The 13,704-nt window shown below is 65.4% G+C and carries 7 protein-coding genes; all 7 read left to right on the forward strand.

The window, feature by feature from the left end:
- The first annotated feature begins 31 nt into the window (after positions 1–31).
- The 7 genes from NJ4_RS13165 (at position 32) to mobF (ending at position 13,695) form a co-directional block, all read left to right on the forward strand.
- Positions 32–1,429 carry a site-specific integrase gene (locus NJ4_RS13165; RefSeq protein ID WP_067435699.1) on the forward strand — a complete coding sequence of 466 codons (1,398 nt, stop codon included), beginning with the start codon at positions 32–34 and terminating at the stop codon, positions 1,427–1,429.
- A 112-nt stretch (positions 1,430–1,541) separates the two neighbouring features.
- Positions 1,542–2,996, forward strand: coding sequence for a type I restriction-modification system subunit M (locus NJ4_RS13170; RefSeq protein WP_067435702.1), 1,455 nt, complete (start codon positions 1,542–1,544; stop codon positions 2,994–2,996).
- 5 nt (positions 2,997–3,001) lie between these two features.
- A complete protein-coding gene (locus NJ4_RS13175; protein WP_169799255.1) occupies positions 3,002–4,081 on the forward strand; it encodes a restriction endonuclease subunit S in 1,080 nt (359 codons plus the stop codon).
- Between the two features lie 3 nt (positions 4,082–4,084).
- Positions 4,085–5,161 carry a PDDEXK family nuclease gene (locus tag NJ4_RS13180; protein ID WP_067435706.1) on the forward strand — a complete coding sequence of 359 codons (1,077 nt, stop codon included), beginning with the start codon at positions 4,085–4,087 and terminating at the stop codon, positions 5,159–5,161.
- Positions 5,162–5,169: 8 nt separating this feature from the next.
- Positions 5,170–8,517, forward strand: a complete 3,348-nt coding sequence (locus NJ4_RS13185) for a DEAD/DEAH box helicase family protein (protein WP_067435709.1) — start codon at positions 5,170–5,172, stop codon at positions 8,515–8,517.
- On the forward strand, positions 8,514–10,778 hold the full coding sequence (locus NJ4_RS13190; protein WP_067435711.1) for a KAP family P-loop NTPase fold protein: 2,265 nt from the start codon (positions 8,514–8,516) through the stop codon (positions 10,776–10,778). The genes NJ4_RS13185 and NJ4_RS13190 overlap by 4 nt, the downstream gene beginning before the upstream one ends.
- 385 nt (positions 10,779–11,163) lie before the next feature.
- Positions 11,164–13,695 carry a MobF family relaxase gene (gene mobF, locus NJ4_RS13195; protein WP_245644558.1) on the forward strand — a complete coding sequence of 844 codons (2,532 nt, stop codon included), beginning with the start codon at positions 11,164–11,166 and terminating at the stop codon, positions 13,693–13,695.
- Positions 13,696–13,704: the final 9 nt, after the last annotated feature.

The raw sequence follows: 13,704 nt of genomic DNA on the forward strand, positions 1-13,704 counted from the left end.
ACCACACCCCCAGCCTAGAAGGGATGCGTCGATGGCCACTCGGGCGAAGTCGACACTGCTCGTCCAAGGCAAGGAGCGAAGGGTCGACGGCGGCCGCCAGTCCTGGCGGGTGCGGCTCTATGCAACCGCCGATGGTTACCAGGTGATGTTCAAGGCGCCGGCGGGCGAGGGCGAACCGTGGAAGCGGGTGCTCCGTCGGGCGGCCACCGAGTCCGAGGCCCGCCAGATCTTCGCCCGGGCCGAGACGGCTCTCGACACCGAGCAGGCGGCGCCGACCAGCGCTCGCGAGAAGGCGACGCAGACGATCGCCGCGCTCGGGGAGAAATACGTGGAGGACAGTCGCCTGCGCGGCAAGGCGATCCGGACGATCCAGGGACGCGAGTCGCGCCTGGCCGCCCACATCGTGCCGGCGATCGGCGATGTGCCCGTCGGGAAGTGGCGGATCGAGCACAGCCGCAAGGTGATGGAACGCGCCGCAGCGACCTTGCATTCGGCGCGAGGCAAGGAGGACCTGCGCGGAGCGATGGCTGCGATGCGCAAGCTGGCTTGGCGGTTGGGCTGGCTGGACCGGTCGATCGACCCGCTCGATGGGCTGGAGATCGGCAAGTCCACCCTGCTCCAGGGTGCGACGACGCACTACGTCGACCCGCGGCTGCGTCCGGAGACGCGCCAGGTGAAGGCGATGGCCGCCGGCGCCGATGCGCTGTGCGGACCGGACGGCACCGACCCGCTGATGACCCGGCTGCCGTTGTTCGGCACCAAGATCCGGGTCGCCGCGTACGGCGGCCTCCGCCTCGGCGAACAGAACGCGCTGCGCGCGATCGACGTCTTCTTCGAACGCGGCTATGTCCACGTAAACGGCAGTTGGACCACCCCGCGCCATTCCCCCGGCTTCCGGGGCCCGGTGAAGAATCACGTGATCCACGAAGTCCCCCTCCCCCGCTCGCTGATGCACGACGAGCTGTTGCCACGAGTGAAGGAACTACTCGACCTGCCCGTGAAGGCTTCGATGCAGCAGGTGCTCAACGCACAAGAGGAGGAACGCCAACGCCGCGCCGCTCTCGCCCTACGTTCTGGCGATTCCAACCTGGCTTGGTGGAACTACCCCGTACCGGCCGAGGACGAGCAGTGGCTCTTCGTGGATACCGTGACCGGCCTCCCCGTGAAGCCCGAGCTGCACAACGAACGCTGGCACCGAGTCCGCGCCCGGGTCGACGAGAACGAGCCAGAGAACGCCTGGCCACGCACGATCGTCTACCGCAACCTGCGCCACCACGCCGCCACCAAGTGGTTCCACGAGGAGCTCGGCGAGTCCTGGGAGGTCGTCGCTCAGTACCTTGGCGACAAGCTCACCACCGTCCTCAACCACTACGTCCGAGCAGGCGAGGACGCGCTGCGGGACTCGGTCAACAAACTGGCCGACCGATGACTTGTCGGTGGCACCTGCGAGTCTGTTCAGTTGCTCCGGAGAAGCCGGGCACCAGGAAGGCAACATGCCCAAGTCGCACCCAACGTCAGCGATCTTTACTAGAGTCTCACCAGTGATCACCGGTGAGTTGAAGAGCAAGATCGACCGCGTCTGGGACGCCTTCTGGTCGGGCGGCATCAGCAACCCGCTCGAGGTGATCGAGCAGATCACCTACCTGCTGTTCATCCGGCGCCTCAACGACATCCAGACGCTGGCTGAGAATAAGGCCCGCGTGACCGGCGGGGCGATCGAGAATCCCGTATTCCTGCCCGGTCAGGCGCACCTGCGATGGAGCCAGTTCAAGAATGCCTCCCCCGACGTGATGCACAAGACCATCGCCGACGAGGTCTTCCCGTTCCTGCGCGGCCTGGGCGATGGCAGCACCTACAGCGAGCATATGAAGGACGCCCGCTTCACCATCCCGACCCCGGCGCTGCTATCGAAGGTCGTCGACATGCTCGACGACATCCCGATGGCCGCCCGCGACACCAACGGGGACCTGTACGAGTACCTGCTCTCCAAGATCGCAGCGGCTGGCGTCAACGGCCAGTTCCGCACGCCTCGCCACATCATCGAGCTTATGGTCAAGATGACCGCACCGAAGCCGTCTGATGAGATCTGCGATCCGGCATGCGGCACGGGCGGCTTCCTCGTCGCTGCGAGCGAGTACGTCCGCGACACACACGCCGATGCCTTGCTCGACTCGACGCAGCGTGAGCACTTCAACAACTCGATGTTCCACGGCTATGACTTCGACTCCACCATGCTCCGCATCGGGAGCATGAACATGCTGCTGCACGGAATCGAATCACCTGACATCCGCTACCGCGACTCCCTCTCCGAGGGTGCAGCCGGCGACGCAGACAAGTACACCCTCATCCTCGCCAACCCACCGTTCGCAGGGTCGCTCGATTATGAGGCCACCGCCAAGGACCTTCAGCGGATCGTGAAGACGAAGAAGACCGAGCTGCTCTTCTTGGCGCTGTTCCTGAAACTGCTCAAGCCCGGAGGCCGGGCAGCCGTCATCGTCCCCGACGGCGTGCTCTTCGGCTCGTCCAAGGCCCACAAGGAGCTGCGCAGGATCCTCGTTGAGGACCAGAAGCTCGACGCCGTCGTGAAGTTGCCGTCTGGTGTCTTCCGACCGTACGCCGGTGTCTCCACAGCGATCCTGTTCTTCACCAAGACCAACTCCGGCGGCACCGATGACGTCTGGTTCTACGACGTTCGCGCTGACGGTTTCTCGCTCGACGACAAGCGCAACCCGGTCGAGGCCAACGACCTTCCCGACGTACTCGGCCGCTGGCAGAACTTCACGGATGAGATGGCCCGCGCCCGCACTGAGCAGTCCTTCCTCGTACCCAAGGCCGACATCGTCGCCCAGGGCTACGACCTCTCGCTGAACCGCTACAAGGAGGTCGTGCACGACGAGATCGAGCACCGCACCCCGCTCGAGATCATCGCCGACGTCGAGATCCTCGAAGACGAGATCGTCAAGGGGCTCGCCGAGCTGAAGGCGATGCTCTCGTGACAGCGGTGGGAGACATTCTGGAGCTGTCGTATGGGAAGGCACTCAAGGGGTCCGATCGCGACGGCGGCAACGTTCCGGTTGTCGGATCCGGCGGCATCGTCGGCGGCCACTCCACTGGAATCACCGACTCTCCAACTATCGTCGTGGGCCGCAAGGGCAGCATTGGCAGCGTTACTTGGATCGACGGGCCTGCATGGCCGATCGACACCGCGTACTTCGTCAAACCGAAGCGCGATGACCTCGATCGGCGGTGGGCCTACTGGATGCTCAAGTCGCTCCGTATGGAGACGATGAACAAGTCCGCCGCAGTGCCCGGACTGAACCGAGACGACGTCTACCGGCTCAACGTCGCACTCCCACCGCTCCCCGAGCAGCGCCGCATCGCGGCGATTCTCGACCACGTCGACGCCCTGCGAGCCAGGCGCAGCGAGCAACTCGCTCACCTCGATGCCCTTGCACAATCGATCTTCATCAGTCTCTTTGGCGACGGCTCGTCAAGCAGATCGAAGACAACGATTGTCTGTTTGGAGGACGTAGTTGAGCGGATTACATATGGATTCACGAATCCCATGTCCCACGTGTCGGCTGGCATTCCGATTGTCACAGCGAAGAGCGTCCGCAACCAAGACATCGACCTAGTCGGAGGCGCCTTCACTACCCGGGATGAGTTCAATGCACTGACTGACAAGTCTCGACCGCGCAAAGGCGACGTGCTAATCACGAAGGACGGGACGATCGGTCGATGCGCCGTTGTCGACACGACCGAGCCATTTTGCATCAACCAATCCGTCGCCGTAGTGCGGCCACGTCAAGACTTGAGACCCCGATACCTGGTCGGGTATTTGACGCTCTCGCGGGTGCAGCGCCTGATGAATGGCATGGGGAAGGGCAACGCACTCAAGCACCTGCAGATCACCGAGCTGGCCAAGTTCTCGATCCCAGTCCCGGCGGTGGAGGAACAATCTCGGTACGAATCGCAGATGGCAATAGTGAACGTCCACCGAGCCGCCCTGCGGCGCAGCGTGGTTGCCGGGAACGAGTTGTTCGAATCCCTTGAGTCCCGTGCCTTCCGAGGGGAGTTGTGACACATGCCGGTTGAGATGAGGATGTGGCGGATCGACGGCGAGGAGCCGAAGCCACTGACGACGTCCGTGCTGCCTGCCGAGAAGGATCTGCACGAATTCCTCAAGCGTGACCCGTCTCTGCTGGGCGAGCGTCTGCTGGTCATCGGCAGCGAGGTGATTGCGCCGTTCGGCGCGCGCCTCGACCTGCTCGCGGTCGACGCCGACGGCAACCTGAATCTGCTGGAGCTCAAGCGGGACAAGACTCCAAGGGAGGTCGTCGCGCAGGTCCTCGACTACGGATCGTGGGTATCGACGCTCTCCCGCGACGACATCATCGACATCGCCACCAAGCACCTCGACCAACCGTTCGAGGCCGCCTTCGAGGACGTCTTCGGAAGCGCCCCGCCCGACGAGCTCAACGGCGACCTCTGCCTCACCATCGTGGCCGCCGAGCTCGACGCGAGTTCCGAGCGGATCGTCACCTACCTTCGTAGCCTTGGCGTGCCCGTCAACGCTGTCTACTTCTCCTATCTCGAAGATGACGGCCGTCGCTACCTGGCCCGATCGTGGCTCTCCTCCTCTGACGAAGCGACCGTGGCGGCGCCGTCCGGCAGCAAGAAGAGCAAGCGTGCCGGATGGAACGGCAAGGACTGGTACGTGACCTTCGCCGGCGGTCAGCGGGTGTGGGACGACGGACGACATTGGGGCTTCGTCTGCGGAGGCGGCGGCAAGATGTGGTCACAGGGCATGCGGTCGCTGCCCAACGGTGCACGGGTCTGGGTGAACGCCGCGCCCATGCGCTACGTCGCTGTCGGTCGGGTGCTCGGCCCTGCGGTTCGCTTCGAGGAAGCGCAGGTCAGGGTAGGCGGGGAGTGGCAATCCCTCGTCGACCAGCCCCTGCAGGGCTACTACGGCGCAGACCCTTCGGTCGCTGATGACCTCGCCGAGTGGATTGTCCCCGTCGAGTGGATCGACTCCCGGCCGCTGGAGGGCGGTTTCTGGGAGAAGGGCCTCTTCGCGAGCACACACAGCGCGTGCAAGCTCCGACAAGAGTTCACTCTGGAGCGTCTCGCGGATCACTTCGGCATCGACGAGGACTGAGCGACCGCATGGGCAACTTCGACTTCGTTCGACAGACGCTGCCGTCACTCCACGACGACTGCGCCCGAGCTGAGTCGTACCTGTCATCGGATCCCCGCTCGGCATGCTTCTACAGCCGACGAGTCGTCGAGGAGCTGGTCGGCTACCTCTATGACGTCCTGTCACTCCCGATCCCCTATCGCGACGACCTGGCAGCGAAGATCAGCGACGCCGCTTTCAAGGCGAAGGTGCCTCAGGGCATCACGCAGAAGTTGACCGCGATTCGGCGTATCGCCAACACAGCCGTCCACGAAAACCGGCAGATCCGGCCTGACGTGTCGCTTGCCGTGCTGCGCGAGCTGTTCAACGTCGTCGTGTGGACGTCGTACCACCACTCCCCGCAGCCGGGCTCGGTGCCTTTGCAGGCACAGTTCGATCCAGCCATCGCCGCCAAGGCCGCGCCCCTGTCTCGCGAGGACGTGACACGGCTCGCGGCGAAGTTCAAGGCCCAGGACGAGGCCCACGCCCGCGAACTGGCCGAGAAGGACGAGCGACTGGCCGCCCACGAGGCCGAGGTCGCTGAACTCCAGGCCCAAATCGCAGCAGCGCAAGTGGCCGCTGCCCCGGACACGCGCGACTATGACGAGGCAGCCGCCCGCGACCTGTTCATCGACGTCCTCCTCCACGAGGCCGGGTGGACGCTGGATGACGAGCACGACCGCGAGTACCCAGTCAACGGCATGCCCAACGCCGAGGGCAAGGGATTCGTCGACTACGTCCTGTGGGGTGCCGACGGACTGCCACTGGCGGTGGTCGAGGCCAAGCGCACCTCCAAGTCACCCGAGGTCGGCCAGCAGCAGGCCAAGCTCTACGCCGACTGCCTGGAGAAGCAGTTCGGCCGCCGCCCGGTGATCTTCTACACCAACGGTTACGAGCACCGGATCTGGGACGATGCCGGCGGCTACCCGCCGCGCGAGGTCCAGGGGTTCTACACCCGCGACGAACTGGAACTGCTCATCCAGCGTCGCCAGACCAAGCTCTCGCTCTCGTCGGCACCAGTGAACACCGACATCGCCGGGCGGCCCTATCAGGTGCGAGCCATAAAGGCAGTGGGCGATGCGTTCGACCGCAAGCAACGCGAGGCGCTCCTGGTCATGGCGACCGGATCCGGCAAGACCCGCACCACCATCGCGCTCGTTGACCTGTTGCAGAGAGCGAACTGGGTCAAGCGAGTGCTGTTCCTCGCCGACCGCACCGCCCTGGTCAACCAGTCCGCCAACGCCTTCAAGGAACATCTGCCCGGCTCCACGACGGTCAACCTCGTGACTGAGAAGGCCATCGAGGGACGCGTCTACGTCTCGACCTACCCAACCATGATGAACCTCATCAACGAGGTCGACGGCGGCCTTCGTCGCTTCGGCCCGGGCTACTTCGACCTCATCGTGATCGATGAGGCCCACCGCTCCGTTTATGCCAAGTACGGCGCCATCTTCGACTACTTCGATTCCCTGCTCATCGGGCTTACCGCGACTCCGAAGGACGAGGTCGACCACAACACCTACCGGCTGTTCCACCTCGAAGACGGCGTCCCCACAGACAACTACTCGTTGGACGAAGCCGTTGAAGCCGGCTACCTGGTGCCGCCGAAGGGCATCAGCGTCGGCACTCAGTTCCTCCGCTCGGGCATCAAGTACGACGACCTCACCGAGCAGGAGAAGGACGAGTGGGACGCCCTCGATTGGGGCGATGACGGACCTCCCGACGAGGTCGGGGCCGAGGAGCTCAACCGCTTCCTGTTCAACGAGGACACCGTCGACAAAGTGCTCGAAACCCTCATGGTGCAGGGGTACAAGGTCGCCAGCGGCGATCGGCTGGGCAAGACGATCATCTTCGCCAAGAGCCAGAAACACGCCGAGTTCATCGAGAAGCGCTTCAACCTCGCCTACCCCGAACTCGCCGGGCACTTCGCACGCGTCATCACCCACGGAACACCATACGCGCAGTCGCTGATCGACGACTTCTCGGTCAAGGACAAGGCTCCGCACATCGCGATCAGTGTCGACATGCTGGACACGGGCATCGACGTGCCCGAGGTCGTGAACCTCGTCTTCTTCAAGATGGTGCGCTCGAAGTCGAAGTTCTGGCAGATGATCGGCCGCGGCACCCGGCTGTGTCTCGACTTGTTCGGGCCCGGCGAGGACAAGCAGGACTTCCTCGTCTTCGACTTCTGCGGCAACCTCGAATACTTCAGCCAGGACCTGCCCGGCTCGCAGGGTCAGATCCAGAGGTCGCTCTCCCAGCGGCTCTTCGAGGCCAGGCTCGGTCTTGTGACCGCGCTGTCTGATGACGAGCCCGACCTGCGGAAGTCGACCGCTGCGACGCTCCACGAGGTCGTCGTAGGGATGAACCTCGACAACTTCGTCGTGAGACCTCACCGCAAGGCGGTCGAGAAGTTCGCCTCCGCCGACGCGTGGAAAGCGTTGAAGCCAGAGGACACCGAAGACTTGCTTGGGCTCGCCGGACTGCCGTCCTCGGTCCGTGACGACGACGAGGACGCCAAGCGGCTCGACCTGCTGATCCTGCGCCGCCAGCTCGCCCAACTCGACGGTGACGCCGTGCTGGCAGAGCGCCTGCGTGAGACTGCACAGCGGATCGCCGCCGCGCTGCTCGGGAAGACGACCATTCCCAGCGTCGCCGAGCAGGCCGTCCTGCTGGAGTCGGTCGCCGGCGACGAGTGGTGGATCGACGTCACCCTCCCCATGCTCGAACTCGCTCGCCTGCGCCTCCGCGGACTCGTCCGGTTCATCGAGAAGACCCAACGCAACCCGATCTACACCGACTTCGAAGACACCATCGGCCCAGGGATCGAGGTCGTGCTGCCCGGCGTGACGCCCGGCACGAACTTCGAGCGCTTCCGCGCCAAGGCCGAGGCGTATCTTCGCGAGCATCTCGAGAACCTCGCGCTCCAGCGGTTGCGTCGTAACAAACAGCTCACGGCCATCGACCTCACCGAGCTCGAGCAGATGCTCGTCGCGTCCGGCGGCCAGCAGGTCGACATCGCCTGGGCCACCGAGCAGGGCGGCCTCGGCATCTTCGTCCGTCAGCTTGTCGGCCTTGACCGAACCGCGGCCACGGAAGCGTTCGAGACGTATCTGGACGGCACCACGTTCTCCGCCGACCAGATCCGCTTCGTGAACCTGATCGTCGACGAGCTCACTAAGAACGGCGTCATGGAACCGGCCCGTCTCTTCGAGTCGCCGTACACGGATCACGCCCCGACAGGCCCCGACTACTTCTTCCCCGATGCCGATGTCGAGGTCATCGTCGAGACGCTGAACGGCATCAAGCGAACAGCGGCCCCGGAGGAAGTGGCGTGAGGTTCAGCCACAAGAAGGCGAGCGAGGTCCGCACACCTCGAACCCTCGATCGCAAGACACAGTCTCTCTACGCAGACGACGCAGACGGCCTGGAACGCGACGTGCTGAATCGGAAGCGGTTAGCTACCCAATTGGCGCGTGCGATTCGAGACCTGGCCGAAGAGACCGAGAGCGCGGTCGTGGGCCTTGTTGGCCCTTGGGGATCAGGGAAATCCAGCCTTCTGGGCCAGATCGAGACGGACTTGGCGAGTAGCGACTGGTACATCGGGCACCACAACCCTTGGGCCTATTCAGACTTTGCCGGCTCCGCAGCGGGCTTCTTCGCGTCCTTGCGCGACGCAGTTCCTGAGGAAGTTCTAGGGAAGGAATGGCGCGCGACGGTCGGCGAGTGGGTCTCGAAGGCAGCGCCACTCGGGGCGGCTGGGGGCGTCGCTGGCGTGGACGGATCGGGCGCAATCGGAGCTGTTGGCGCGGTGATCACCGGGAATCGCAGTCCGGCCCGCCTGCGCGAAGTCGCGGCCGAGGGGCTGAAGAAGATCGATAAGCCCGTGCTCATGGTGCTGGACGATCTCGATCGCTTGGCGCCCGATGAGCTCCTGTACACGTTCAAGCTCGTGCGCCTTCTTGGACGGCTGCCCAACGTCTACTACCTGCTCGCGTACGACGAGGCAACCCTCACTGACCTGCTCGAAGCGACCGACCTGGTGGGCAAGGGTTCAGGCCGCGCTCAGCAGTACCTGGAGAAGATCATCCAGGTACGACTGGAGATTCCTCCCATGCTCGCCGAGCAGCAAGCCGCGCTAGCGAACGCGGCGATCGATGAGATCTGCGCACGCCGTGGCATCACGCTGACAGCCGGCGCAAACCGACGGATGCAACGAGTCTGGCAGGACTGCTTGGCGATCTACTTGGACCAACCGCGCTCAGTGAAGAGGCTCTTCACCCAGGTCGACGCCACGTGGCCGGACGTCGCCGGAGAGGTCGACTTTGCCGACTTCGTCGCCATCACCTTCCTGCGAGTCTTCGAGCGCCGGACACTCGACCTCGTCGTCGATCATCGTGCGGAGATCCTTCAGCAGGCTTCTTCGTTCAACTTCGGAACGCGTCAGGAATCGCCGCAGGACCGATGGGCGCGCTGGAAGCAACGGATCGCCGCTGCTGAGCCACGGTATCCGGCCGCAATCGAGAACCTCTTGGCAGACCTGTTCATCTACATCCGCGGCGCCAAGGAAGGCACGCAATACGTTGGCTCGTCCTACCAAGAGGACGTCACCCAGAGGATGGGAGTTGGGACCTCCGAACACTTCGACCGCTACGTCCAGATCGGGGTCCCGGAGTCAGATCTGGCCGAGGCGACGGTCAGAGCTGCCGCTGACGAACTGCGGGCCGGCGAGCTGGGCCCGGCGATCACCGAGCTTGTGCACCGGATGAGCGACGACGCCTCGCCCGCCTTGCGGAAGTTGCGCCGAGAACACCAAGCGTCGCCGTTGCCCGCTTCTACAACCCTTCCGCTCCTTGGCAACATCTACCTATCAGCGATGGAGCAGAAGAGCGGCCCCTTCGGACTATCACCAAACTTCAGCATCATTGGCCTCGCAGTGGACGTGCTCGACCAGACTGACCCGTCGATCGCCGGCAGCCTCATCGAGGCGCTGGCTGCTGCCGACCCGGCGTCTCTCGCGCTGGCTGCAGACACCGTGCGGATGGCGTTGAAGGAATCCGACACACCACACCCGTGGGCGGCGGGCGCGAAGACTCCAGTCGCCGACGCTCTTGCGCGCGGGATCCGCGAGTTCGCCAGCCAGCCGGCCAGATCTCATCCTCGGCTCCTGTCGTTCCTCTACGACCACTTCCACCTTGCCGAGCCAGCCGAGACCCGCGAGTTACTTTGGGAGGCCATCGACTCGGGCGCGTGGGATCTTCAGGAGGTATTAGGACTGTTGATCCCGCTCGGGCAGGCCAGCAACGGCGAGGAATCCTGGACGTCGATGGGCGACTTCTCGGAGGGCACCATCGAGGACATGCTTGGCGTCGACGAGGTGCTCGACCGCATACCCGAGAATCCCGAGCTCCTGGATCGGCACAACCCGAATGTCTACTTCGATCGGCGCGTAGATGCCGACGATCTCAATGCGAGAATCGAGTACGCCCTCACCGGTTTGGAACGCGTACGCGCGCGGCGTCGCCAAGAGGCCGAGGCTGCGAGCGGTCCAGAGGTTCCGACGGCGGACGGCGACGACGATCCCGCTCAGGCCGACTGACAGGAGCGTGCACAAATCTCGCTCTCTTGCCCTTTCCATTTCCGATCCACAAGGGACGGGTTCGACGTTCTCGACGCCGTAGAGAAAATTTGAGCGGCTCCCGAACGCGAGGACGCCGACTGATCGAAACATGGCGCGATCGTCACCGCTCCACCCTGTGCTGATCCTGCATCGCCCCTTCAGGCCATCCTCCCGACTCCCTCGACCTTCATCACCAACCATTCATGGCTCCCATTTCCCTGCCTCCTACCCGTCTTCTCACCCTCCTCATCAGGCGGCACGCATGCTACGAAAGTAGGTACCCCAGCCGGGCGAATCTCCTTGCTGACAAGGGCTTTCATAGTTGTTGACGGTTGTTGACGGAGGTGTTTTCGTGCACGGTGGCATGAAGATCTACCACGGAGCCGCAGCCGCAGCCCGGCACTACGTCGAGGCGGACCGGTCGCGTGCCGACGACTACTACCTCACCGAGGGCAGCGGCGTCGCCATGCGTTTCACCGCGAGCCTGGACGGCGTCGAGCGCCGAGCCGACATGGACGGAGACACGTACGAGCAGTGGGTCGCAGGGTTCGACGTCGAGACCGGCGCGGCGAAGGGTCGGCTGCGTACCGACGGCCAGGCCGTGCGGTTCGTCGAGGTCACCGTCAACGGCCCGAAGACCTGGTCGCTCGCGGCAGCGCTCCACGACGATGTGGCCGCGGCCTACGACGCGGCCCAGATGGCGGCGGCCGAGGAGATCATCGGCTGGCTCGCCGAACACACCACAACGCGGGTCGGGCCGTGCGGCCGCCAGGTACAGGTTCCGGTGGAGCAGATCGAGGCGGCCGTCGTACGCCACTTCAGCTCACGCGCCGGCGACCCGCATCGGCACCTGCATCTCCAGATCAACGCCCGCGTCTGGGCGCACGACGCGTGGCGTGGCCTGCACACCGTCGGCGTCCGCGACAGCCTCGAGGCCATCAACGGCATCGGGCACGCAGCTGTGATGACCAACCCGGAGTTCCGAGCGGCCGTCGCAGCGCACGGCTACACCCTCGATCCCGAGAGCGGCGAGGTCACTGAACTGGCGCCGTACGCCAGCAAGTTCAGCGCGCGGTCGAAGCAGATCGAGGCGAACATTGACCGGTACGAAGCACAGTGGCGCCGTGACCACCCCGGCGAAGAGCCCGGCCCCGCGATCCGGCAGGCGTGGGATCGCCGAGCCTGGGCCGACGCCCGGCCCGACAAGGTCGTCCCGGTTTCGGGAGCCGACCTGCGCAACCGCTGGATCGATGAACTCATCGAGCTCGGCTTCCACCTGCCGACGCGGCGAGCCAGCGCGAGCTGGACTCCGATCGGCTTGCTCGATCGGGACGCTCTGGCCAAGCGCGCCATCGACCGGCTCGGTGCCCAGCACTCCGCGTGGAACGCCGCCGACATACGCGGCGAGGTCGAGAAGCTGATCGCGGCCAGCGACGTGGTCGCCCGTGGCGCCGTACGACATGAGCTCGCCGAGGATCTGACCGCGCGGGCGGTCTCCGCCTGCATCCCGTTGGTGGACCGTGACGATGCTGCCGAGCATGTCCGGGCGCTGAGCTCGCCTGAGGTGTTGGCGGTGGCGTTCGACCTGGTCGCCCAGATCATCCGCAGCGCCGAACGCGAGAAGATGACCGTGGTCGAAGGCGCCGCTGGAGCAGGCAAGACGCGTCGACTCGCCGCCACCCGCGAACAGGTCGAGGCACGCGGCGGTCGGATGGTCGTGGTCACCCCGACCCGCAAGGCGGCCCAGGTTGCGGCCGGTGAGGTCGGCAGTGAGACCCGCGCCGTCGCCAAACTGCTCCACGAGCACGGCCTCCGCTGGGACGACGAAGGCCACTGGAGCCGGACCCAGCCGTCGCCCTCCGCTCCCCCGCTCGACAGCCGCACGCTCCTCGTCGTCGACGAGGCTGGCATGCTCGACCAGGACAGCGCCCGCGCCCTTCTCGCCCTCGCTGACGCCGGCGGCGCCCAAGTGGCGTTGATCGGCGACCGGCACCAGCTCCCGGCCGTCGGCCGCGGAGGCGTCCTCGACCTTGCCGCGCGCTATGCCCCGGATCGGTGCGTCGAGTACGGCGGCGTCCACCGCTTCACCGATCCGGCGTACGCCGACCTGTCGCTCCGGATGCGCTCCGGCGCCAAGCCGGGAGAAGTCTTCGACGAACTCGTACGCCGTGGCGGCGTCGTAATCCACGCCAGCGACGTCGAGCGCCAGGACCTCCTCGCTGTGAAGGCATCGCGAGGTGAGCTCGTCGTCGCCGACACCCGCGAGCAGGTCGGCCGGATCAACCACGCCGCCCATCGCCTGCGGGTGGTCACCGCCCAGGCAGTCGACTCCGTCGTCACAGCCGCAGGTGAACAGATCGGCCGAGGGGACACGATCGCGACTCGCCACAACGACGCCGAGGTCGGTGTCGCCAACCGGGAGATTTGGACCGTGATCGATTGGTCGGCTGCCGGGCTCAACATCAGGGGCGAGAACGGACAGCGCGTCCTGCCACCGGCCTACGTCCACGAGCACGTCGAGCTTGCCTACGCGACCACGGCGTACGGCGCCCAAGGCTCGACGGTCGCCACTTCCCACGTCCTCATCGGTGACCACAGCGGCGCCGCGTCGGCGTACGTCGGGATGACCCGGGGCCGGGAACGCAACGTCGCCCACCTCGTCGCCGAGTCCGTCGAGGATGCGCGTCGGCAGTGGATCGACGTGTTCGGGCGCGACCGTGCTGATCTGGGCCCGTCGCATGCTCGTGGACTGGCCGTCGAGGCGATCGACCGCTACGGGCCGCAGGTTCGGCAGCGTCGTCCTGCGATCCGGCCACCCGGGCCGCCACGTCGGCCCGCGCCGGAGCCCGCCTACCGCCCGCCGAATCGGTCGTCGGCTCCCGGTCTCGGCCTGTGACGCCTGTGC

This window comes from Nocardioides jensenii JCM 1364 = NBRC 14755 (assembly GCF_001552535.1).
Taxonomy (GTDB): domain Bacteria; phylum Actinomycetota; class Actinomycetes; order Propionibacteriales; family Nocardioidaceae; genus Nocardioides; species Nocardioides jensenii.